Source organism: Blautia sp. Marseille-P2398, from assembly GCF_964240315.1.
In the GTDB taxonomy this organism is placed as follows: domain Bacteria; phylum Bacillota; class Clostridia; order Lachnospirales; family Lachnospiraceae; genus Blautia_A; species Blautia_A wexlerae.
The window spans coordinates 251,745-275,078 of sequence record NZ_CAXSTD010000004.1; the positions used below are offsets into that span (position 1 = coordinate 251,745).

Consider the following 23,334-nt stretch of genomic DNA (forward strand, 5'->3'; position numbering starts at 1 on the left):
GTCAATCGCCCGTGAATTGAAATGGAGGTACATAATGAAGAAAGTCAATCTTAGGGACTTATATCCCGATGTTTATAAAAATGATTACTTTGTAGAAGTAACAGAAGATGTGCTGGAGACGATCCGAGCCGCTGAGCGTGCGGAAGCTGCTTATGACCGGAGGATGTATCGCTATAAGGCGTACTACTCCCTGGACTGCGACAACGGCATTGAAAATGCGATCCTGATGAAGCCCCAGACACCGGAAATGCTTTTGGAGGAAAAGCAGCTGCGGGAGCAGCTCTATGCTGCTGTGATGGCTCTGCCAGAGAAGCAGGCCAAGCGGATCTATGCCCGGTATTATCTGGGTATGCGTGTGAGTGAGATCGCCACAGCGGAGGGCGTAGACCAAAGCCGTGTCCGTGATAGTATCCGGCGTGGTCTGAAGCAACTGGCAAAGTATTTTAGGATAGAACTACAAATGGGGCGCAAGGTCTCAAAATGCTTCTGGCACAGGGCCTTGCGCCCCATTTGCACGCTTGTATTCTTCGAGCAAAGGAAATATAATAAACCATATTGGAGGGAAACTATATGGATTATATGACGCTGAAAGAAGCAAGTGAAAAATGGGGTGTTACCCCAAGGCAGATCAATTATCTGTGTGCCAGTGGGCGTATCCCCGGCGCTGTGAAGATGGCTGGTGTTTGGCTGATCCCTAAAACTGCGGAGAAGCCAGTTGATGGCCGGACAAAACAAGGAAAGGTGCAGAAAGCATGAAACTATCTAAAATTATGATAATTGAAGATGATCCTGTGATACAGGGAGAATTACAAACTTTATTGAATGGAAATGGATATACAACGCTTGGAGTAAGGAATTTTTCTACTGTGACAGAACAGATTCAGGATGAAAAGCCACATCTGATTTTGTTGGACATTAAGTTACCCGGAGAGAATGGTTTTGCTTTATGCTCTAAAATTCGTACCTTTTCCGAAGTGCCGATCATTTTTGTGACAAGCTGCAACACGGATATGGACGAGCTGAATAGCATTATGTTGGGTGGAGACGCTTTTATCACGAAGCCCTATAACACAGCAATCCTGCTTGCGAAAATTGCTTCTCTGCTAAAGAAAACCTATCCCGCACAACAACAGGAGAAGATCGTCTATGGAGATGCGGTGCTGCATCTGGAATCCAGCAGTTTGGACTATAATGGACGGAGCGTAGAACTTACTAAGAACGAATTGAAAATTCTCTATTATTTGTTCAAGAACGGTGGAAAAATCTGTTCTCGCGGAGATATGATTGAGTATTTGTGGGACAATCAGCTATATGTGGATGACAATGCTTTGAGCGTCAATATCAACCGCATCCGGGAAAAACTGGCGGGCATCGGTCTGACGGATTTTATCAAGACAAAGCACCGACAGGGGTACACGATATGAACAGCAGACGATATTGGAAAAACAGGCTACCATTTCTGCTGACGAACCTTGTTTGTATGGCTGCACTCACTGTATTTTTGCTGGTGTGCGGCAATTCGGTTTCCGCAGTAGTATTGATCCTGATTGTATGGGCATTGATTTTGCTGACGGGACTTGTCCTCACTTACTGGAAACGGAAGCGGCAGATGAAAAAACTTCTGGATATGGCGGAGCAGCTTTCCGAAAGATACCTCATTTCCGAAGTGATGGAGCTGCCGGAACAGGCCGAGGATCAGGTTTACTATCAGCTTTTGAAAATGGCTGGAAAATCCATGTTGGAACAGATTGGAGAAGTCGAGCGGGAACGCCTGGAGTACAAAGAATACATTGAGCAATGGATTCACGAAATCAAAACGCCCATTACTGCCATGAAACTCCTATGTGAAAACCACCGGACGGACTGGACAAAGGAACTTCTGCTGGAACTGGAAAAGACCAACCGCTTTACCGAACAAGCTCTTTATTACGCCCGCAGTGAACATACAGAGAAAGATTATTCTGTCCGGGAAATGGCACTGTCCCAAGTGGTGCATCAGGCGATTGCAGATAATAAATATCTGCTGCTCCAAGGTGGTATGCGTCTGGAAGTGGAGGAAATGCAGGACACGGTTTATTCAGATGAAAAGTGGGTGCGCTTTATTCTGAACCAACTGATTGCCAATGCGGTCAAGTATCGTACGGAACAACCGGTTCTCCGCATTTCTACTCATAAACGGCAAGATCAGGTTGTTCTTGTCGTGGAGGACAATGGAATCGGGATTGCTGCGTCCGATCTGCCCCGTATCTTTGAAAAGGGATTTACCGGTCAGAATGGTCGTATGGTTCAGCAGTCCACAGGCATTGGCCTGTACCTATGCAAACGGCTCTGTGAAAAGCTGGGCATTGGCATTGCGGCAGAATCATCGGAACAAGGAACCGCCATTTCCCTGGCGTTTCACATCAACTGTCTGATCCATGAAGTGCAGGGCTGATTGCGTTCCTGCACTTCTTACATTTTTGTTAGAACTTTGTAAGAAAACTTGATACAAACGAAGCCACTCTTATTCTACAATAGAGATCAGAGGTGATAACAATGAAAGAAATTTTGAAACTGGATCATATCCAAAAATATTACGGAAATGGCGGGAATGTTACAAAAGCAATTCAGGACATCAGCTTTTCCGTTCAGGAGGGGGAATTTGTAGGAATCATGGGAGCATCCGGTTCCGGCAAGACTACCCTGCTCAACTGTATTTCCACCATTGATACCGTCAGTGCGGGACATATCTATCTGGACGGAACCGATGTGACGGAAATCAACGAAAAACAGATTGCCCGGTTTCGTCGGGAGAATCTTGGATTTGTATTTCAGGATTTTAACCTGCTGGACACTCTGACAATCTCGGAAAACATTGCCTTGGCACTGACTATCAACAAGGTTCCTGCAGGTGAGATTGATGGGCGGGTGCGGGAAATGGCCGGAAAGCTGAATATCACGGATATTCTGGATAAATATCCCTATCAGGTGTCCGGCGGTCAAAAACAGCGGTGTGCCTGTGCCAGAGCTATTATCAACCAGCCAAAGTTGATCCTGGCGGACGAACCTACCGGCGCGTTAGATAGTCACTCGTCACAAGCCTTGCTCTCCACAATCCAGAGTATTAACGAAAGCCTTGACGCCACAATCCTGATGGTAACACACGACGCTTTTTCGGCAAGCTATGCCAATCGTATTCTCTTTTTAAGAGATGGTGCGATCTTCGCGGAAATTCTCAAAGGCAGTGATTCTCGTAGGGTTTTCTTTGAAAAAATTTTGGATGTCCTCACCATGATGGGAGGGGGTGTGAATGATGTACACTAAACTCATTTTCAAAAATGCAAAGCGGTCAGGAAAGGACTATTTGATTTATATTGTGACCATGACACTCTGTGTCACATTGTTCTATGCGTTTTTGTCTATCAGCAGCACCCATTATCATCCGACCATTGGTGCGGAATATAATATTTCCCTGCTGGCTGGAGGTATGAAACTGGCGATTTGCGGGATTAGTCTGCTTCTGTTGTTTCTGATCCACTATGTCAATCGTTTCATGCTGAGAAAAAAACAATCGGAGTTTGCAGTTGAGGCAACCCTGGGAATGGAGCAAAAAACCATAGGACTGCTCTTTTTTGGAGAGACTTTTTTCCTGCTCATATTCTCTGTGTCGGTGGGAATCCTTCTGGGGATGGTCGTTTCTCAGGTCATTACGGCTATGCTGCTTGCTTCTTTTGGGGAACCCTACGCTTTTTCTTGGTCTTTTTTTCCAGATACCGTGCTGCTGACCGTGGGCTTCTTTGTTGTTTGCCAGATTCTGGTTGGAGTCGGGAATGTCAGAATTCTCAACAAAAGCAGGATTATTGAGCTTATGACGGCAAACCGTCAGAATGAAAAACCGCTTCATAAAAGCAGATGGATGCCGATGATCTGTATTTTCTATGGCATTATGCTGCTGTGGATGCTGGAGGTAGGTGCTGTAAAATATCATTTTTACTTCGACCCCAGATATCCACTTCCTGTAAAGCTCATGTATTGGGGGAATGTCCTTTTCCCTGCCGTGACGCTGCTTTGGGCAATTGCAGTTTCTTTTTTACACAGAAAAATAGGATTTTCCCCATATCTTTGCGGGCTTCTGGCTGGTGCTGTATTGACCGCTATTCCGATTTTTTCCATCGCAGAACTGGAAAAAGCCTACTTCCTTGGATTTGACGCCCCAACTCTGAATCAATATTTGCTGTTTGGGGTTGCGGATATTTTGTTTATCATTTCCGCAGTCATGTATTTATCGAATGCGGCGCTCCTATACTGGAAGGAGTCTAAAGTGTCCCGCAAATATCACAATACGAGTTTATTTCTGTTTGGACAGCTTTCCTCTAAGCTGGCTACCAATACGAAAACGATGACGATCATTTGTGTGACCCTGACTTTTTCTATCTGCTTGTTTGTCATTGCGCCAGTTTTGACAGGATGGAGTCTGGGCTATTTGGATAGTCGGGCAGTCTATGATATTCAAATTTCAAGCCGCTACAACGATGTTTATGAAGTGGAAAATCTTCCGGATACAGACTATGAGGAAATTACTGCGTTCATAGAACAAAACAACATAGAGATAAAGGACGATTTGACTTTTTCGGAATATCTTCCTCAAAAAAGCGACTTTCACCAGCGGGTAAAGTACGATTTTCCTCCCTTGGCGATTGCACTGAAGGATTATAACGCTGTTCGGAAAATGTTGGGATATGAACCTATTATTTTAAAAACGGATGAATTTGCTACCCACTGGCATAGTGCGGCAGAGGACAAGGATATTGAAAACTACATCGCTGAGCATACTTTACTGGAAACGGACGCAGGCACTCTGAAACTCAGTGAGAATGCAGTGTTTCAGGAACCTGTGGGGGAATCCATCTATAATCTATATACAGATGTGGTGTATATCATACCGGACGAGATAGCGCAAGTCCTGCTTCCGGTACAGAGCAACCGATTTGTGATGACCCAATATCCGCTTCCCTTCAAAACGGCAGAAATGCTGGAACAGCTTCTTGGGCGTTCTTATCCAGAAGATCCTGATAAAGACAATCTGGCAGGATACAGTACAACTGTCCGTACTACGGAAGTGAACCGTATAATCGCCCTTAACTTTATCCTAAAAGCGTCCTTGATCTATGGTGCAATTGTGCTGATGGTGATGTGTCTTACCGTGCTGGCTCTTCAGCAGCTCCTAGATGCAGAAAAAAACAACTACAGATTCTCGGTTCTGCGAAAAATGGGAGTGGAAGAGAAGGACCTGCATACTTTGGTTCTAAAACAGCTTGGTGTTTGGTTTGGGATGCCGATCACAGCGGCAATCGTTGTAGCAATGATTGTGATTGGCTATTTTCTTCAAAGTGTTTCTGCTGAAATCTCAGCTTATATTGGCTGCGGAGCCTTGATGCGGCAAATAGGTATCATTGTCGGGATTTTCGCTTTGCTGCTGAGCTGCTACTTTCTCAGTACATGGCTGCTGTTCCAGCGTTCGATTCGCAGCAACTCCGATAGCGTAAGGTGATGGGAGGAAGATATGTACTGGAAGTTAGCAATTCAAAATATCCGCAGAAGCCTGCGAGATTATATCATTTACTTTGTGACACTTTGTTTATACAACAGACTTTTTTGTAGATGTGACAGAGGAAGTAATGGAGACTATTCGAGCAGCTGAACGTGCGGAGGCTGCGTATGAGCGAAAGATGTATCGTTATAAGGCCCAGTATTCTCTGGATTGCGAGAATGGCATTGAAAATGCGGTGCTATTGAAGCCGCAAACACCGGAGATGCTTCTGGAGGAAAAACAGTTTCAGGAGCAGGTCTATGCCGCTGTGATGAAGCTGCCGGAGAAACAGGCAAAGCGAATTTATGCCCGATACTATCTGGGAATGACGGTAAATGAAATTGCCGAAGTAGAAGGTGTAGACCCAAGCCGTGTCCGTGACAGCATCCGGCGTGGTCTGAAGCAGCTGGCAAAGTATTTTTAGGGTAGAATAACAGAGGGCGCAAGGTCTCAAAGTGCTTCTGCATAAGACTTTTCGTCCTACCTATTGTAGTAGCCTTAGAGGTGTATTTTGTAAAGCTATCTTTGAGTGAAAAAAGCAGGAATCTTTTTCTATTTAATTAGCTGTAAATATTGAATGCCATCCTTGTAGCACTAACTGGATCAAATTATAATATAGATGGAAAGTTTTTTGAAAAAATCCGTCCGCTGTAACATTTCGCGGACATTTGCCTGTTATACTATCTATAAAAAGCAAAGGAAGTGAGGATATGAAGCAGATTTTAATTGTCGAGGACGACAGTTTTTTGAATAAGATGTTAGACTATAACCTGACCGCAGACGGCTACGGCGTGACTTCTGCCCTAAATGCCAGAACCGCAGCCGACGCCATCCGCCACCGGGAATTTGATTTAGTGCTGCTGGACATCAACCTGCCGGATGGAAATGGTTTTGAGCTGTGCAAGCTGATAAAGCCCCAGCACCCGGACACCATTGTAATTTTCCTGACCGCCAACGATCAGGAGAGCGACCAGATACGGGGCTATGAGGCGGGCGCGGTGGACTACATCACAAAGCCCTTTGTGATCGGGGCCTTGCAGCGGAAAATCAAAGCCATGTTCGCCATGCTGGAACACCACAAACCGGCTAAGGACATTTACGACGACGGGCGGCTGTTTCTGGACTTCTCGGAGCAGACGGCTTCCCTAAACGGCAAGCCCCTGACCCTATCCCCGATGGAGTACAAAATGCTGAACCTGTTCCGCAAAAATCCCCGGCAAGTGCTGACCCGTGGGCAGCTTTTGGAAAGGCTGTGGGATATAGACGAGCGGTTTGTAGACGAACACACCCTGACAACCTCCATCAGCCGGATTCGCAGCAAGATTGAATCCGACGGCGGCGCGCCCTACATCAAGACCGTTTACGGCATGGGCTATCAATGGACGGGAGGTGAGGCAAAATGAAGTTTCAAAATCTCTCGGTAAAGCGGCTGTTTAGCCGGGTGGCAATGGGGCTTGCCTTCTCCATGTCCGGGATCACCATAGCCCTGTTTCTTGTGACAAAACAGATTGCGGTGCTGCTGACGGGCGGGGCGCTGCTGCTGTGCGCCCTTGTGGGGATTTTTGTACTGACGCAGGCGTTTGGAACGCGGCTGTCGCAGTTTACCGCTGACCTGTGCCAGACCTTAGACCACATGATCGCCGGGAATGAAGCGCCCCAGCGGCCAGAGGACAGCGAAACCCAGCTTGCCAGAATCGGACACCGGCTGGCAAGGCTTTACCAGATCATGCAGGAGAACCGCCGCCGGGTGGACGAGGAACGGCAGGAGTTACAGACCCTTGTATCGGATATTTCCCATCAGGTGAAAACGCCGGTAAGCAATCTGAAAATGGCGACGGACACCCTGCTGGAAAAGCCCATGACCGAGGCGGAGCGCACCGACTTTATCCGGGGAATCCGCAGCCAGACGGATAAGCTGGACTTTCTCTTTCAGGCCCTTGTGAAAACCTCACGGCTGGAAACGGGCGTGATCCAGTTGGATAAGAAACCGGGTCGCCTCTTTGATACCGTGGCGCAGGCCATGAGTGGGATTGTGTATGCAGCGGAGAAAAAGGAAATCGCTGTGTCCGTGGACTGCCCGGAGAATTTGACTTTTTCCCATGATAGCAAGTGGACATCCGAAGCCCTCTTTAACTTGCTGGACAATGCGGTGAAGTACACCCCGGCAGGCGGGAAAATCGCTGTGTCGGTGGTACTGTGGGAAATGTATGTGGAAATCAAAGTAGTCGACACCGGCAAGGGCATTTCCGAAAGCAATCAGGCTGCCATCTTTCGGCGCTTCTATCGTGAGGAAGAAGTACACGAACAGCAGGGCGTGGGCATTGGACTGTATCTGGCCCGCGAGATTGTAACGCGGCAGGGCGGCTATATCAAAGTGGTTTCGGAGCCGGGCAAGGGTTCGGAATTTTCTATTATGCTGCCTACAAAATAAAACGCGGCGGACGGCCATTTCCGGCTGCCCGCCGTAAATTTTTTTGAAATGTCCGAGCGTTGTAACATTTCACCTCGATTTTCAATGAAATTTTTTGGCCGCTGTAACATTTCGCGGACATTTAGGTTTTACAATACCCTTATCAAATATGGAGGTGATACAACTATGACATGGCCTTTTGAAAATGACACCAGCGCCATTACAAAGAAGCTGGCGCAAAGAAGCTTCAAAGCCAACAAATTACGAAATATTGTTGCTGTAATAGCAATCGTTTTAACATCAATGCTTTTTACTTCTGTAACGACTTTATGTGTTGGAGCGATCCAGTCTATACAGACAACTATTTTGCAAATTAGGGGAACCAGCCCGTCCACTGGTACATCTGTAAATTGGATTGCCATAATAGCAGCCCTGTTTTTTATTATGATTTTTGTAATAACGGGCTATTTGCTCATTCGCAATATTTTTGAGATTTCTGTTGTTCAAGAAATAAAGAAATATGGCTTATTAAGAACAATCGGAACAACGGAGAAGCAAATCAAGCGAATTGTTTATAAGCAAGCATTTTGGCTGTCTATAATTGGTATATCTATTGGGTTGATTTTAGGATATATAGTAGGAATACTTATGCTTCCGTGGATTCTTAATTTTATGAAAGGCGAGTATCACAATCTTTCTGTGAACTTGAGTTTTAATCCTATTATTTTTGTCGTTGCCGGGATATTTAGTGCGATTACTGTTTGGGTGAGCATAAAGAAACCATTCAAAATTGCAGCTACGATTTCGCCCATTGAGGCAACTAGATACTATGAAAAAGACAATTATCATAGTGCCAACAAGAATCGTCTTTCGTTTAAGAATAGAATAACAGAAATGGCATGGAGAAATTTAAGAAGAAATTCAAAGCGTACCATATTTATCGTCTTATCCATGATACTCTGCATTATTCTCCTAAACAGTGCAATCGCAATCGGAAATAGTGTTGATGTTAAAAAATATGTATCTTCTGTTACCTCATTTGATTTTGTTGTGGCAAGCCCAAACACATTTTCTAATGTGCAAGGTTTTCGATTTAAAGATGATTCTGTTAGTAATGAAATCATATCTGATATTGAAAATAATATTCCTGTGCTGAACGGAAGTCGAATTTATAAAAACACTTTGGATGATGTCAGTGTTACTTATGATTATGGTAGTTTGGTCACGGAAGTATTAGACGAATACACAGAAGATAATCACCTTATACGAAGTGGTATGGTTGATGGCAGAACTTATCCAGTAAAACTCGGTGTTGATTATCGACCTCTTTGCAATATTTACGGGGTAGAAAAATCAATACTTCCTAAATTGAATTTCATTGAGGGAGAAACAGATATACAGCAACTAACCTCATATTTGGAAAGTGGAAACTATGTTATAGAAATTTCAGCGATCAACCCAAATGAATCTCCTGAATTTCTTTGTCCGCTCAATCAGGAAGTTACCATTTACAAAGATGGATTGCCTTATAAAACGGTTTCGGTAATTGCGCGTGCAGTGGTTGATTTTTCATTGGTAGAATCTCCGGGTAAGAATGTTGGCTACACTGATGTTGGCGGCGATTGTCCTATTTTCTATATGAGTAATGAGATGTTTGTGGAATTGTATAACAATCCAGCCATAATGAGTTATGTGTTTGATGTGGAAAAAGAACACTTTTTGCCAGCGACCGAGTACATCAATTCTTTGCCTACCGTTGAATACGCATCGTCTGAAACATTGGCACAAACTATGAATGGATTAAAACAAACTATTTTTATCATAGGTGGCCTTATTGGGTTTCTATTAGGAAGTATCGGGCTTGTGAATTTTTCCAACATCATTATAACGGGCATTATAAACCGGCAACGGGAATTTGCTACATTAGAGAGCATCGGAATGACGAAAAAACAAATTAACAAATTGACCGTATTGGAGGGATTGTTTTACGCATTTCTGATTTGTGTAATGGGTTTACCTCTCTCTCTTATTGTTGCAAATACAATTCTTCCTACTTTCTTTAATCAACCTGACTTATGGCTGTTTACAATACAGCCTACGATTTTCCCGTTGATATTAGAGGGAATTGTTATTTGCGTTGTGGCGATTATAGTTCCTCATGTTTCGTTTCGCTATTTTAGAAAAACAAGTATTGTAGCTCGATTAAGGGTAGTTGAATAATAATTTTGAAATGTCCGAGCGTTGTAACATTTCACCCCGATTTTCGATGAAATTTTTTGGCCGCTGTAACATTTCGCGGACATTTGGGTTTTACAATGACCTTATCAACAGGCAGAAAGCCTTGAAAGGAGTTTTGAGTATGAGCGTTTTGCAGACGATTGATCTGAAAAAGTATTACGGCACAAAGCCGAATATCACCCGCGCCCTTGACGGCGTGAACTTCTCTGTAAATGACGGCGAATTTGTGGCCGTTGTGGGAACCTCCGGCAGCGGCAAGTCCACCCTGCTTCACATGATGGGCGGGCTGGACACCCCTACTTCCGGCAATGTGATTGTCCGGGACAAAGAGCTGTCGAAAATGAACGACGAACAGCTTACCATCTTCCGCCGCCGCAACATCGGCTTTATCTTCCAGAACTATAACCTTGTTCCTATCCTGAATGTGTATGAGAACATCGTCCTGCCGGTGGAGCTGGACGGGGACACGGTGGATCAGAAGTTTTTGGACGAGATCGTTCACCTGCTGGGGCTGGAAGATAAACTGAAAAATATGCCGAACAATCTTTCCGGCGGCCAGCAGCAGCGTGTGGCTATCGCACGCGCCCTGATTACCAAACCGGCTATTGTGCTGGCCGACGAGCCGACCGGCAACCTTGACAGCAAGACCAGCGCCGAGGTGCTGGGGCTTATCAAGCGCACCAGTGCAGAGTTCCGGCAAACTGTTGTGATGATTACCCACAATGACGACATAGCCCGTCTTGCAGATCGGATTGTCCGCATTGAGGACGGCAAGATTGTGGAGTAAGGAGGTGGCAGGCTATGACATGGCCTTTTGAGAATGATACCAGCGCCATTACAAAGAAGCTGGCAAAGAAAAGTTTGCAAAGCGAGAAGCGCCGGAATCTGATGGTGGTGATTGCCGTTGCGCTGGCGGCATTTCTGATCTGCTTTACGGGAATTGTGTCTACCTCCCTGACACAAATGCAGCGCAATCAGGTTGTCGATACTTATGAGGCGGTCTGGCTGGGCGTAGAGGAAAACGACATTGAAACCCTGAAAGGACTGCCGGAGTTTGAGCGCGTAGGCGGCTACTATATGCTGGGTGAGGAGCTTTCAGAACAGGGCTATCATGCGTCTTATGTGTATTGCGACGCGCAAATGATGGAGATTACCAAGGCGCAGATGGAGTTGTTAGAGGGCCGGGTTCCTGAAAAAGCAAATGAAGTTGTTGTAAGCGAATACTTTCTTTCCACCTATGGAAACAATGCCAAGATCGGGGACACTGTGACCTTAGATACAGAGAGTTTTCATGGTGATTATGTCGTTACCGGCATTATGGACAGCGTAAATGAAAAAGAAGCGAATACCTGCGCTATCATTCTTTCCAACGCTGCCCTGACAGGATGGAAAGGGTTTGACCCGACTGGCTATCGCGCCTATGTCCATTTCAAAAACAGCGACCAGTTGGGCGAAGAACTGATGACCTCTTATTGCAGGGAGATTGCGGAGGAATATCAGCTTCCTATGCCCAAAATGAACAGCAAGTATTTTGCCTATGCTTCTAAATCCTTTGATTTTGCACTGATGGCTGGCGTGATTGCCATTGTTCTGATCGGCGGCTATATTGTGATCCAGAGTATCTTCCGTATCTCCATCAATGACAAAATCAAGAGCTACGGGCAGCTTCGGACGATTGGTGCAACGCCAAAGCAAATCAAGCGGATTGTAAAGCGGGAGGGGCGTAAACTCGGCAGTATCGGGATTTTGATTGGTACAGTGCTGGGTGTATGCGGCGGTTTTCTTTTGTTTCCCAAGGGATTTAATGCTGTTTCCTATGTGGCAACGATTATTTTGACACTCATAAGCAGTTGGATCATGGTATCTGTTTCCATCCGTAAGCCGATAAAAATTGCGGCAGGGATTTCCCCGATTGAAGCCGTCCGTTTTACCCCGGCACAAAAGGACATCCGAAGCCGAAAAAAGAATATCAAGCTCAATCCTGTTTCAATGGGAATTGCGAATTTTAAGCGTGACCGAAAAAAGACCGTTGCTATTGTAGCCTCATTGAGTTTGGGCGGAATTATTCTGCTTGTGGTATCCTCCATTGTTTTGCTGCGTTCTCCAGAGGCGCTTGCAAGACGGTTTTTCCCGGACGGCGACTATAAAATTTATTTGGATTCTGAAATGACAGAAGAAAAGGTTATGGCAGCGGGAAATCCGTTGAATGAAGAATTAAAACAGGAAATCTTATCTATTGATGGTGTTACAGATATAATTCCAAGCAGACAATCTCTCTATGCAACCCTTAAGACGGACATTTACCAAAGCGGTGGTATGTGTGATATGCTGACCGACCAGAATTATGCAACAGTTGAAGCGGCTCTGACAGCAGGAACGATGCCAAAAGATTCCCGTAGTATTGTAATTGACTATAATGTGCTAAAGCAGAATGAGGATATGGGTGTTGGTTCAACAGTTGACTTTTATTTTGGAGAGGGGCAACCGCCTGTTTCCGTCACTGTATCAGGATTGTTTGATTCCAACAAGACGCCTTCCGGGCATGGAAAACTGGCCCTCGATGGAGTACTCTTTTTCGCACCAGAAGCATTGTTCCATGAACTGCACCCGGAAATCGCTTCTTTCGACTATTCATGGAGCATTGTAAACGATCCGAAAAAAACGGACTATGTGGGAGCTGAATTGAAAAATATTGTTGCCAGCCATAGTAATATTGCCTTAGATGAAATCAATACAGTGATTGAATATGAAGAAATGACAAATTCTTTTGCGTTTGGCAGTATGGAGATACTTTCATGGTTGGTATTTCTCTTTGGCGTTATCAACCTTATCAATACGACACTCTCTAACCAGATAGCCCGAAAGCAGGAAAACAGTATTCTGCGTTCTATCGGCCTAACACAAAAACAGCTATGTGAAATGAACATCTGTGAGGGGCTGTGCTATGCGCTCTTTGCAACATTGGCGACGCTGATCGTTGGGCTTCCGGCTTCCATCTTTGCTTGCAGAAAAATGAGTATAGGAGCTTTTGCCGGAAATGTAGTGCCTTACAAATTCCCGGTTTTGGAAATGGGACTGTTCATTCTGGTATTGTTCGGAATGGAACTGATCTTGTCTGTATGGACAATCCGCAGACAGAAAAAGCAATCCCTGATCGAACAAATGCGGGCGATGGAATAACCGTATGGGATCGGCGGGGCGGCGTGTGCTGCCCCGCTTTTTTCGCCATTTCTCAAAAAATTTTTGAAATGTCCGAGCTTTGTAACAATTCAGCCTGTTTTTTTGTCGAAATCAAAGGCACCTCGGACATTTGTGTAACATTTGTAGTTTATGCTTGTGGTAAATCAATAAGAAACATCTGCCTCCACAGCGGGGAAAAGAAAAAAACCGCTGACGGGCAGATCATTTCCCATGCAAACCCACATAGCTGATACGGCGGTTTTGAGTAGATCAAGGCCGCTGTTTCTTTTTGCTTTTCCAACGATGCTCATGCAATCAAGAGGGCGGTATATAGGAGGATACCGCCATGTCAATTTTTGTCATTCATATCACCCATGAGCTGCACCAATTAAAAAAAGCCTTGCCCCTCCTCTGGGGAGATATGATTATCTATCGGCATTATCATTCCAATTAAAACAGAAGAATTATGGTTATTTTTGTTGCGCCAGTTTCCCATTGTGTGGAGCTGGCGCTTTTTTCTGTCGATTTTTCGGGAAAGCTCCCGAAGTATGTCGCTGCCGATCTCCGCCTCCATTCGATTCACCCGTCAATCACCCGTGAATCGAAATGGAGGTACATAATGAAGAAAATTAACCTTCGGGAACTTTATCCTGATGTTTATACAACAGACTTTTTTGTAGATGTGACAGAGGAAGTAATGGAGACTATTCGAGCAGCTGAACGTGCGGAGGCTGCGTATGAGCGAAAGATGTATCGTTATAAAGCACAGTATTCTCTGGATTGCGAGAATGGCATTGAAAATGCAGTGCTGTTGAAGCCGCAAACACCGGAGATGCTTCTGGAGGAAAAACAGTTTCAGGAGCAGGTCTATGCCGCTGTGATGAAGCTGCCGGAGAAACAGGCAAAGCGAATTTATGCCCGATACTATTTGGGAATGACGGTAAATGAAATTGCCGAAGTAGAAGGTGTAGATCCAAGCCGTGTCCGTGACAGCATCCGGCGTGGTCTGAAGCAGCTGGCAAAGTATTTTTAGGGTAGAATAACAGAGGGCGCAAGGTCTCAAAGTGCTTCTGCATAAGACCTTGCGCCCTACCTATTGTAGTAGCCTTAGAGGTGTATTTTGTAAAGCTATCTTTGAGTGAAGAAACATGATCTTTATCAAGAAAATTTGTCGGCTCATCTAATAGCAATACATCTGGTTTTTCAAGCAGTAGCTTTGCCAAAATCACGTTTCCTCTCTGGCCTGTTTCAAAGCGAGCCCGAGCCCATGAAAGTCAAACCTTCTTTCATCTTGGTTCATTCTCATATCACCCTATATCATTGTACATTTCGGGTTGAATTATGGGAATGTAATGAAATTTGATGTTAGGTAGTATTTCATTTCCTCAACCAGTATATTGACAAATTAAACATACAAGACTATAATGTACTTGTACTATAAGTACACTATAAGACAAAGGAGGGGCGTTGTGGAAATAATCATAAGCAGCAATACGAGCAAGCCAATTTATGAGCAGATAACTTCGCAGATAAAAGCAATGATTATGAGTGGCGAGTTAAAAACCGGCGAGCCCATTCCCTCTATGCGGGCGCTGGCAAAGTCCATTCATGTGAGTGTTATTACCGTTCAGAAAGCGTATGAAGATTTACAACGGGATGGTTTTATCGAAACGACGGTAGGCCGAGGAAGTTTTGTATCGGCACAGAACAAAGACTTTTATCAGGAAGAACAGCAGAGATTGGCCGAAGAACATTTGCAAGAGGCCGCCGACATTGGGCGGACAAGTGGAATATCGTTGGAAAAGCTGATTGAATTACTGACGATGTTTTATCAAGAGGAGGATTAACTATGGACGCTATTTTGCGGGTTGATAACTTGACAAAGCAATACGCCGATTTCAAGTTAGACCATGTTTCTTTTTCGGTACCAAAAGGAACGATCATGGGATTGATTGGCGAAAATGGAGCTGGAAAAAGCACAACCATCAATGCCATTCTTGACCTGATCCGTAAGGACGATGGTACTGTCACTTTTTGGGGGCAAGAATTGTCGTCCTCTAAACAGCTCAAAGAGGACATTGGCGTTGTCTTTGACGGTATCAATTTCTATGAAACTCTTACACCGGCCAAAGTGGGAAAAATTGCTGGTGCTGCCTACAAACAATGGGACGCGCATTTGTTTCAAGACTATCTGAAACGCTTTCAGCTTCCTACGGATAAAGAGATTAAATCTTTGTCCAAGGGAATGAAAATGAAGCTGTGCATTGCCGTTGCCCTTTCCCATAAGCCTAAACTGCTGATTTTGGATGAAGCGACAAGTGGCCTCGATCCTGTGATGCGGGATGATATTCTTGATGTATTTCTTGACTTTGTTCAAGATGAAAACCATTCTATTTTGATGTCCTCGCATATCACAACGGATCTGGAAAAAGTAGCAGACTATATTACTTTTATTCATCAGGGCAAAGTTCTTTTTTGCAAAACAAAAGATGAACTTCGTTACCGTTATGGTATTGTCCGTTGCGGTGCTGTCTTGTTCGACCAGCTCGACAAAGAAGAAGTTTTGACCTACCGTAAGGACGACTATCAATGGAATGTGCTGGTGGCGGACAAGGAAAAGGTCAGAAAAAAATATAAAAATGCCGTAGTGGATGATGCCACCATTGATGATATTCTGCTGTTGTATGTGAAAGGAGATCAAGCAAAATGAAAAGCCTTGTTCTAAAAGATTTATTTAATATCGGCCACAATGCGAAATCTATGCTTTTCATCCTTGTGGTTTTTGCCGTTGCACTTATTCCATTTTCCGGCGTAGAGGGTTATATCTTTGTATGTGCGATTTTGTGCAGCATGATGATTGTAACAACCTTTTCTTTTGATGACAGTTCCAAATGGACACGGTATGCTATGATAATGCCGGTTTCAAAGAAAGAACTGGTGGCCGGGAAATTTATGGTGCTGGCTATCTTCTGTGCCATTGGCAGCCTTTTGGGGCTGATTATTGGTTTTATCGGTGGCCTAATCACACATAAAATCGCGCTTGACGTAGCAGGAATTGGAGAACTTCTGTTTTTGACACTCGTTGCATGGGTGATCTCCCTTATTTTTGGAAGTATGTCAATCCCTCTTGTGTTTAAGTTTGGTGCGGAAAAAGGCCGTGTTCTGCTATTAGTATCATTCCTCATTCCGGTAGGGATTTGTTTTGGAATATATCAGCTTCTTACTATGCTGGGAGTTGCATTGACAGACCAGATTGTATTTACTCTTCTCTGCTGCTCGCCACTTCTGGCGTTGGCATGGTGCTATGTGATGTATCAAATCAGTTATCGTATTTTTGCAAAGCAAGAACTTTGATCTTCTTGAATGGTTAGGAGGTATCTATATGGAAAATAAGAGATTTGAAATTACGGAAACCGCTGGTAGTGTAAAGGGGTTTTATGTGGTAGTAGATAAAGAAACCGGTGTCAATTATCTTGTTGCGAAGTTTGGCGCAGGCGCTGGCATTTGCCCTTTAATTGATAAGGATGGAAAACCCATTGTTACAAAGTAATTATCTATGGAAAAGAGGTGTGCCATGCAGCATGAACATTGGGTGCTGTGTCCAATATGCGGGAGCAAAACTCGGACGAAAATCAGATCAGATTCGGTTTTAGAGAATTTTCCATTGTTTTGTCCAAAATGCAAAAAAGAGTTTCTTGTAAATATTAAATGCTTAGAAGTTACTGTTATCAAAGAGCCAGACGCACAGACGCAGAGCCGATAATACACAAGGTAAATTCACTTGTGGTTATCGGTCCTTTTTTATTTCAATATTGTATCGTTCCGGTTTATATGATGGAATGACCTTATTATGCCTGACAAACTGTACGATTATGCCGATTATATAAAGCTGCGGTTGGTGATAAACTTGTATTGTTCGAGACAAAGAACTATAATGTACTCTGTGGAGGTGCATAATGGATTATATGACACTAAAAGAGGCCGCCGAAAAATGGGGCGTGACACCTCGTAGAGTAAATTACTATTGCGCTGCTGGGCGTATCCCCGGCGCTGTAAAGATGGCTGGTGTTTGGCTGATCCCAAAGAACGCAGAAAAGCCGATTGATGGAAGGACAAAACAAGGGAAGGGGTTGCACCATGAATAAAATCCTGATTATAGATGATGACAGAGAACTGTGCGCTTTGATTAAACGTAGCGTACAAGCAGAAAACATAGAAGCTGATTTTTGTAATACCGGAAAAGAGGGCTTACAAAAATTAAGAGAGCAAGAGTATCAGCTTGTGGTGCTGGATGTGATGATGCCTGGTATGGATGGCTTTGAAACGCTGGAAGAAATCCGCAAAGAGAACAGTCTGCCGATTTTGATGTTCACATCTAAAAATGACAGCATTTCTAAAGTACGGGGCTTACGGGCCGGAGCGGACGATTATCTTACAAAACCGTTTGATATGGATGAACTGATTGCCCGTATTGCGTCTCTTATTCGCCGCTACACTCGCTTTAATCAGCAAGCTGGAGCCATACAAAAGCTAAATTTTGACGGATTGCAGATTGACCTTGAAAATCGTTCTGTTACTACATCAAACGGCACTTTTGAACTGCCCCCAAAGGAATTTGATTTGCTCCTGTACTGTGCAAAACATCAAGGGAAAATTTTGACCAAACAGCAGATTTATGAGGAAGTATGGGGCGAAGAATATTTCTATGATGACAGTAACATTATGGCGATTATCAGCCGACTTCGTAAAAAATTAGAAGTCAATCCTTCAAGCCCAAAGTATATACAAACGGTCAAAGGGATTGGCTACCGGTTTAATAAGGAGGTGTAGTCAGCATGGAAATTATCGTATTCTTGTCCATTGTGATTGCTGTTGGGGCTGTATTGACTTCCATCGTTCTCGTTCGGCGTGTAAAAAAACAAATAGCAGAAATGACCGATGTGCTGGTTGATGTGAAAAACGGAAATGGCAACCGGCGTATTCTATCTGCAACAAATGAACTGACAGCACCTCTTGCCTATGAAATCAATGAGATCGTTGTGGCCTATGAAAGCAGACTTTCAACTGTACGGCAGACAGAAGAAACCAACCGCCAGCTTATGACGAGCCTTTCCCATGACGTGCGAACGCCCCTTACTACTCTGCTTGGGTATCTTGACGCTGCACACAAAGGACTGGTCACAGGAAAAGACCGGGATGATTATATTGAAACCGCCCGTCGGAAAGCCCATGATCTGAAAGAATATATTGATGTACTCTTTGACTGGTTCAAGTTAAATTCCAACGAGTTTGCTTTGGAGATCCAGAGTGTTGAGGCCGCAGAGCTGACAAGAAATATCCTCATTGACTGGATACCGATTTTTGAGGATAAACAGGTTGAGTATGACATTGATATTCCCGAACATCCTGTCCGGGTAAGATTGGATATGGACAGCTATATGAGGATTGTCAATAATCTCATTCAAAATGTAATCGCTCACAGCCATGCAGACAAAATTAAAATTTCCCTGTCGAAGAAGGAAAACAGCATGGAGTTGTTGCTGGCGGATAATGGAGTAGGAATTGAGAAGGAAGATTTGAAACACATTTTTGAACGGCTCTATAAGTGTGACAAAGGACGGTCTGAAAAAGGAAGCGGTCTTGGTCTTTCTATTGTCCATCAGCTTGTAGAAAAGATGGGTGGGAGTATAACAGTTGAAAGTTTGCCGGGAAAAGGAACTGAATTTATGTTGCTTTTTCCTTTGGAGAGTTAAGCGGGTTCCCGTCTTTATGGCGGGAGCCTTTGTCATTTTACTGGATTTCAAATTGCAAGGTTAATGCAAGGTTGCGGCAAGGTTAATGCAAGGTTGGCATGATAGAATACCTTACAGAACAGGAGGTTTTGAATATGGATACAAATTATATCATTGAAACAAAAAATCTGACAAAGCAATACGGCTCACAAAAGAGTGTGGCTGACTTAAATATCCATGTCAAGCGTGGGAGAATTTATGGTCTGTTGGGTAGAAACGGAGCCGGAAAAACCACTACCATGAAAATGCTGTTGGGCTTAACGAAGCCGACTTCCGGGGAGGTCAAAATCTGGGGAAAGTCTTTGCAAGGGAATGAAAAGAAGCTGTTGCCCCGTATCGGAAGCCTGATTGAGTCCCCCGGTTTTTATCCCAATCTGACCGGCACAGAGAACCTGCGTATCTTTGCTACTCTGCGGGGCGTACCAAACAATCATGCTATCAAAGATGCTCTGAATCTGGTAGGACTGCCCTACAAAGATAAAAAGCTCTTTTCACAGTATTCTCTTGGTATGAAGCAGCGGCTTGCCATCGCCCTTGCCGTTATGCACGATCCGGAGCTTTTGATTTTGGATGAGCCGATCAACGGCCTCGATCCCATCGGTATTGCAGAAGTACGCTCCTTTATTCGGGAGCTTTGCGACGCAAGAGGAAAAACTATTTTGATTTCCAGTCACATTCTTTCGGAGATTTCTTTGCTGGCTGACGATATTGGAATTATCGACCACGGCGCGTTGCTGGAAGAAGAAAGCCTTGCTGAGCTGGAGCAAAAAAGCAGTAAGCATATCCGTTTTACGCTCTCTGATACTGCACAGGCGGCAAGAATTTTGGAACGCAATTTCCATGAAAACCATTTCTCCATACAGGACGACCACAATCTGCGCCTGCACAACCTGGATCTGCCTGTGGGGAAAATTGTAACTGCCTTTGTAGAAAACGGATTGGAGGTATCGGAGGTGCATACTTGTGAAGAAAGTCTTGAAGATTACTTCAAGCGTGTGACAGGGGGAGAAGGAATTGCTTAAACTAATCAAATGCGAATTTTTGAAATTAAAACGGAAGCCATTGGTATTTATTTCCCTACTGCTTTCTGTTTTCATGCCATTGGCTTATGCTTTCTTTCTGGCAGATGTAAACACTGATGTGGATGCTGTAAATGGAGTGATGTCCAGCCTATTCCAGCTTAGTGCATATTTGCTTTTGATGCCGCTTCTTGTGATACTGGCTTCGAATCTGTTGTTTGAGGAACTTGATAATGACACACTGAAAAACCTTGTTACCGTACCGGTAAATAGAACCAAGCTGGTGTTGTCCAAGATGCTGGTTTTACTGTTGTTTGCCGTTGGCTTTATGGCAGTTGGAGGATTGGTAAATCTTGCGGTTTTGTTGTTTCAGGGTTGGGAACCGGTTGGGTTTTGGACCTTGTTTGGCGTTGGAATTGAAGAAGGGCTGATTATGTGGGTGGGCGCACTTCCCTGTATTCTGCTCGTTGTTCTTCTTAATAAAAACTATATCGTGTCTGTCGTGATTACCTTTTTCTATACGATTGCGAATTATATCCTTTCCATGAACGATATGTTTCTCACACAGCCTTTTGGTTTGAACATAGGAACCCTGTTTCCGGGGCCGCTGGCCTTCCGCTGGACATTCCAATTTTATGACCAAAGCCAGACCAGTGCGGAGTTAGCAGATTTGTTGGAACGGGTCAGTCCGTATTTTCTGAATGGTGTTCAGGTATTCGGTGTGATTATTGTGGAAGCCATTGTATTTCTTGCGCTGATTGCATTTGTTTACCGGCGACAGGAAATTTAAGGGGGTGTGACTATGTGGAACTTATTAAAATCGGAATTACTGAAACTGCGCCGGTGCCAGATTCTTTTGGTAGGGCTGGTGGCGCTTGCACTCTGTCCTTTGGTTCAGTATGGAAGTCAGTTGATTGTGGAGGCAGAGTACCGAAATCCAAATTATGATTTTTCTGCACTATTTGAAAATGTTGTTTGGGGAAACACTCAGATATTCCTTCCAATTTCACTGGTAATGATCGGAGGATGGCTTATAGACAGAGAATCCACTCATGATACACTGAAAAACATCATGACAATTCCTGTTTCTATGCCGAAAATGTTGGGAGCTAAGTTACTTTTAGTCGGTATGCTTGCAGTTCTGCTGGGAATATACAGCGTTGGCATTACCTTGATTACTGGATTGACGGTTGGATTATCGGGACTGACAGAGGAAGTGTTTTTTCATGGAGGTACGCAGATCGTGTTAGCGGCTCTGACGACCTATTTGGTCTGTATGCCGCTGATCCTGATTTTTGGGCAGATCCGAGGGGCATATCTGGGCGGTTCCATTCTGGCGTTCTTTCTTGGATACAGCATGTTGTTTTTCAAAAGTGGTATCCTTGCCAGCATCTATCCGTTCTCTGCTGCGCTGATTTTAGTGGGATTTGACATGAGTGAATATGCCGGAACAACCACATCCTCAACCCCTTTGTTGGCGGTCATTGGGGTTGGCATCATGGTTCTCTGGGCGGTGCTGTTGTTACTGATGTCCAGTAACAAAAAAGAAATGAAATCCCGTAAACAGGCAAATGCCAAGGGAAAAGGAAAGTGTGCTGTACGCAGGAAAGGAAGGTGATAGCTGTGAAGAAAATAGTTTTATCATTATGCCTGATACTATTGGGTGCTTCTGTGCTTTCAGGTTGTACAAAAGACGAATTTCTCGATCAGTATAACAATATTGTTCAGTCTGCTGGTTCCATAGCGCTTACCGGAAATTCATCCTTACAAGGTACGAAAGAAAAAGGAATTGATGATTATACAGGAAGCTATACAGCCAACTATGAGGATTTTTCAGATACAGAGTATTTGTTCGGCGGAACTTCCATAAAGCGTGAAGCTGGTAAGGATCTGTCTATTGACTGCGCGCTGGAGGTTACGGAGGGAACTGCAAAAGTATTTTGGATTTCTGGAGCTGATGAAGCAGTCACTTTGTTTGAAACAACCGGAACATATAGTGATACAATTACACTCCCTGGAGGTGGAAACTATATCGGTATTGAATGTGAGAATTTCACTGGAAACATTGAATTAAATATTGAATAATACTCTGCCGGACGACGGCAAAAGAAAAAAAGCCGTCGTAGAGCAGACATATTTTCATGCCCATTTGAAACGGCGGCTTTGATTTTCAGAGCCGCCGTTTCTTTGTGCCTACACACAAACCAATGACGACTTGCAGGGACACGGTAGCCGATTGGAGGTTATTTTGCCGTGCCCCTTTTACTTTTTCAAAGCTCACATGATCTACATCAGTTAAAAAAAGCATTGCTCCTCCTCCGGGCAAGTTTAGCATTGTATCGGCATTATCGTTCCATGTAATTAAGTACAATCGTGGCTGTTCTTGGCGCGCCAGTTTTCCATCACGGAAATCTGGCGTTTTTTGTTGCCTTTTTTTCGGAGATGATCCGGTTGTCTGCCGGTGTCGGTCCCCGCCTCCATTCGATTCACCCGTCAATCACCCGTGAATCGAAATGGAGGTACATAATGAAGAAAATTAACCTTCGGGAACTTTATCCTGATGTTTATCCAACAGACTTTTTTATAGATGTGACAGAGGAAGTAATGGAAACTATTCGAGCAGCTGAACGTGCGGAGACTGCGTATGAGCGAAAGATGTATCGTTATAAAGCACAGTATTCTCTGGATTGCGAGAATGGCATTGAAAATGCGGTGCTGTTGAAGCCGCAAACACCGGAGATGCTTCTGGAGGAAAAACAGTTTCAGGAGCAGGTCTATGCCGCTGTGATGAAGCTGCCGGAGAAACAGGCAAAGCGAATTTATGCCCGATACTATCTGGGAATGACGGTAAATGAAATTGCCGAAGTAGAAGGTGTAGATCCAAGCCGTGTCCGAGACAGTATCCGCCGTGGATTAAAGCAGCTTGTAAAATATTTTTGATAAAATTTCATTTGATGCGCCTGTTTTTTGCCTTTTTTGTCAGTGTTAATAAGAAGGACAAGTTTTCCTCCTTCATCAGTACATTGCTACGAAAATAAAACTCGTAGCCAAAAACTGAACCTTGACAACAAATGTTTTCAACAATTATGAAAGCATCACTATAAAGCAGTCACAGTATTGGCTGCC

General features: G+C 44.1%; 26 protein-coding genes and 3 pseudogenes. 26 read left to right on the forward strand and 3 right to left on the reverse strand.

All coding sequences use genetic code 11. The features are described from left to right. Positions 1-34: 34 nt before the first annotated feature. The 12 genes and pseudogenes from ACESZG_RS06960 to ACESZG_RS07015 all read left to right on the forward strand — a co-directional run. Positions 35-445, forward strand: a pseudogene (locus ACESZG_RS06960) (sigma-70 family RNA polymerase sigma factor); the annotation flags it as partial. 125 nt (positions 446-570) lie between these two features. Continuing rightward, positions 571-756: a helix-turn-helix domain-containing protein gene (locus ACESZG_RS06965; RefSeq protein WP_055201202.1), complete on the forward strand. Its 186-nt coding sequence runs from the start codon at positions 571-573 to the stop codon at positions 754-756. Continuing rightward, on the forward strand, positions 753-1,424 hold the full coding sequence (locus ACESZG_RS06970; protein WP_055201200.1) for a response regulator transcription factor: 672 nt from the start codon (positions 753-755) through the stop codon (positions 1,422-1,424). The genes ACESZG_RS06965 and ACESZG_RS06970 overlap by 4 nt, the downstream gene beginning before the upstream one ends. Then, positions 1,421-2,434 (forward strand): HAMP domain-containing sensor histidine kinase, encoded by a 1,014-nt coding sequence (locus tag ACESZG_RS06975; RefSeq protein WP_035393645.1) that lies wholly within the window; start codon positions 1,421-1,423, stop codon positions 2,432-2,434. Before ACESZG_RS06970 ends, ACESZG_RS06975 begins: the two co-directional genes overlap by 4 nt. Before the next feature lie 101 nt (positions 2,435-2,535). After that, the gene (locus ACESZG_RS06980) at positions 2,536-3,303 is read left to right on the forward strand and encodes an ABC transporter ATP-binding protein (RefSeq protein WP_005930862.1); all 768 of its coding nucleotides are present in this window, start codon (positions 2,536-2,538) and stop codon (positions 3,301-3,303) included. Further along, on the forward strand, positions 3,290-5,530 hold the full coding sequence (locus ACESZG_RS06985) for an FtsX-like permease family protein (protein WP_347048868.1): 2,241 nt from the start codon (positions 3,290-3,292) through the stop codon (positions 5,528-5,530). Before ACESZG_RS06980 ends, ACESZG_RS06985 begins: the two co-directional genes overlap by 14 nt. Positions 5,531-5,657: 127 nt before the next feature. After that, entirely contained in the window at positions 5,658-5,993 is a 336-nt protein-coding gene (locus tag ACESZG_RS06990) for a sigma-70 family RNA polymerase sigma factor (protein ID WP_082433250.1), read from the forward strand. Between the two features lie 286 nt (positions 5,994-6,279). Further along, positions 6,280-6,972 carry a response regulator transcription factor gene (locus ACESZG_RS06995; protein ID WP_281218288.1) on the forward strand — a complete coding sequence of 231 codons (693 nt, stop codon included), beginning with the start codon at positions 6,280-6,282 and terminating at the stop codon, positions 6,970-6,972. After that, the gene (locus ACESZG_RS07000; protein WP_281218287.1) at positions 6,969-8,000 is read left to right on the forward strand and encodes a sensor histidine kinase KdpD; all 1,032 of its coding nucleotides are present in this window, start codon (positions 6,969-6,971) and stop codon (positions 7,998-8,000) included. Before ACESZG_RS06995 ends, ACESZG_RS07000 begins: the two co-directional genes overlap by 4 nt. A gap of 165 nt (positions 8,001-8,165) precedes the next feature. Next, positions 8,166-10,199, forward strand: coding sequence for an ABC transporter permease (locus ACESZG_RS07005; protein WP_055201191.1), 2,034 nt, complete (start codon positions 8,166-8,168; stop codon positions 10,197-10,199). A 139-nt stretch (positions 10,200-10,338) separates the two neighbouring features. After that, the gene (locus ACESZG_RS07010) at positions 10,339-11,004 is read left to right on the forward strand and encodes an ABC transporter ATP-binding protein (protein WP_055201188.1); all 666 of its coding nucleotides are present in this window, start codon (positions 10,339-10,341) and stop codon (positions 11,002-11,004) included. A 14-nt stretch (positions 11,005-11,018) separates the two neighbouring features. Continuing rightward, positions 11,019-13,397 carry an FtsX-like permease family protein gene (locus ACESZG_RS07015; protein ID WP_055201186.1) on the forward strand — a complete coding sequence of 793 codons (2,379 nt, stop codon included), beginning with the start codon at positions 11,019-11,021 and terminating at the stop codon, positions 13,395-13,397. Positions 13,398-13,785: 388 nt separating this feature from the next. On the opposite strand, the gene ACESZG_RS07020 is transcribed toward ACESZG_RS07015, so the two are convergent. Next, a complete protein-coding gene (locus ACESZG_RS07020; protein WP_119246147.1) occupies positions 13,786-13,971 on the reverse strand; it encodes a hypothetical protein in 186 nt (61 codons plus the stop codon). Positions 13,972-14,016: 45 nt separating this feature from the next. On the opposite strand from ACESZG_RS07020, the gene ACESZG_RS07025 reads away from it, so the two are divergent. Continuing rightward, positions 14,017-14,430 (forward strand): sigma-70 family RNA polymerase sigma factor, encoded by a 414-nt coding sequence (locus ACESZG_RS07025; RefSeq protein ID WP_256280568.1) that lies wholly within the window; start codon positions 14,017-14,019, stop codon positions 14,428-14,430. A 103-nt stretch (positions 14,431-14,533) separates the two neighbouring features. Here the strand turns inward: ACESZG_RS07025 and ACESZG_RS07030 are convergent. Both ACESZG_RS07030 and ACESZG_RS07035 read right to left on the reverse strand, forming a co-directional pair. Next, a pseudogene (locus ACESZG_RS07030) lies at positions 14,534-14,641 on the reverse strand (ATP-binding cassette domain-containing protein); the annotation flags it as partial. Beyond that, positions 14,629-14,703: pseudogene (locus ACESZG_RS07035) on the reverse strand (transcriptional regulator); the annotation flags it as partial. The pseudogenes ACESZG_RS07035 and ACESZG_RS07030, both read right to left, overlap by 13 nt. Positions 14,704-14,866: 163 nt before the next feature. Here ACESZG_RS07035 and ACESZG_RS07040 point away from each other — a divergent pair. The 13 genes from ACESZG_RS07040 (at position 14,867) to ACESZG_RS07100 (ending at position 23,148) form a co-directional block, all read left to right on the forward strand. Continuing rightward, the gene (locus ACESZG_RS07040; protein WP_118595615.1) at positions 14,867-15,244 is read left to right on the forward strand and encodes a GntR family transcriptional regulator; all 378 of its coding nucleotides are present in this window, start codon (positions 14,867-14,869) and stop codon (positions 15,242-15,244) included. A gap of 2 nt (positions 15,245-15,246) precedes the next feature. Further along, a complete protein-coding gene (locus ACESZG_RS07045; protein WP_256280569.1) occupies positions 15,247-16,107 on the forward strand; it encodes an ABC transporter ATP-binding protein in 861 nt (286 codons plus the stop codon). Continuing rightward, the gene (locus tag ACESZG_RS07050; protein ID WP_118633940.1) at positions 16,104-16,751 is read left to right on the forward strand and encodes an ABC-2 transporter permease; all 648 of its coding nucleotides are present in this window, start codon (positions 16,104-16,106) and stop codon (positions 16,749-16,751) included. Before ACESZG_RS07045 ends, ACESZG_RS07050 begins: the two co-directional genes overlap by 4 nt. A gap of 28 nt (positions 16,752-16,779) precedes the next feature. Then, entirely contained in the window at positions 16,780-16,947 is a 168-nt protein-coding gene (locus tag ACESZG_RS07055) for a DUF6440 family protein (RefSeq protein ID WP_172509773.1), read from the forward strand. A 24-nt stretch (positions 16,948-16,971) separates the two neighbouring features. After that, positions 16,972-17,160 (forward strand): cysteine-rich KTR domain-containing protein, encoded by a 189-nt coding sequence (locus ACESZG_RS07060; RefSeq protein ID WP_118595612.1) that lies wholly within the window; start codon positions 16,972-16,974, stop codon positions 17,158-17,160. Positions 17,161-17,353: 193 nt separating this feature from the next. Further along, positions 17,354-17,542, forward strand: a complete 189-nt coding sequence (locus ACESZG_RS07065; protein WP_002596317.1) for a helix-turn-helix domain-containing protein — start codon at positions 17,354-17,356, stop codon at positions 17,540-17,542. Then, positions 17,535-18,227 (forward strand): response regulator transcription factor, encoded by a 693-nt coding sequence (locus tag ACESZG_RS07070; RefSeq protein ID WP_008705950.1) that lies wholly within the window; start codon positions 17,535-17,537, stop codon positions 18,225-18,227. Before ACESZG_RS07065 ends, ACESZG_RS07070 begins: the two co-directional genes overlap by 8 nt. Positions 18,228-18,232: 5 nt before the next feature. After that, positions 18,233-19,150, forward strand: a complete 918-nt coding sequence (locus tag ACESZG_RS07075) for a sensor histidine kinase KdpD (protein WP_118633939.1) — start codon at positions 18,233-18,235, stop codon at positions 19,148-19,150. Positions 19,151-19,284: 134 nt separating this feature from the next. Continuing rightward, a complete protein-coding gene (locus tag ACESZG_RS07080; RefSeq protein ID WP_055058906.1) occupies positions 19,285-20,211 on the forward strand; it encodes an ABC transporter ATP-binding protein in 927 nt (308 codons plus the stop codon). Next, the gene (locus ACESZG_RS07085; protein WP_055058907.1) at positions 20,204-20,998 is read left to right on the forward strand and encodes an ABC transporter permease; all 795 of its coding nucleotides are present in this window, start codon (positions 20,204-20,206) and stop codon (positions 20,996-20,998) included. Before ACESZG_RS07080 ends, ACESZG_RS07085 begins: the two co-directional genes overlap by 8 nt. 12 nt (positions 20,999-21,010) lie before the next feature. Next, the gene (locus ACESZG_RS07090) at positions 21,011-21,826 is read left to right on the forward strand and encodes an ABC transporter permease (RefSeq protein WP_020993466.1); all 816 of its coding nucleotides are present in this window, start codon (positions 21,011-21,013) and stop codon (positions 21,824-21,826) included. Between the two features lie 5 nt (positions 21,827-21,831). Beyond that, entirely contained in the window at positions 21,832-22,293 is a 462-nt protein-coding gene (locus ACESZG_RS07095; RefSeq protein WP_118633938.1) for a hypothetical protein, read from the forward strand. 441 nt (positions 22,294-22,734) lie between these two features. Then, complete coding sequence (locus tag ACESZG_RS07100; protein ID WP_173700196.1) at positions 22,735-23,148, forward strand: sigma-70 family RNA polymerase sigma factor; 414 nt, start codon at positions 22,735-22,737, stop codon at positions 23,146-23,148. The last annotated feature ends 186 nt before the right edge of the window (positions 23,149-23,334 follow it).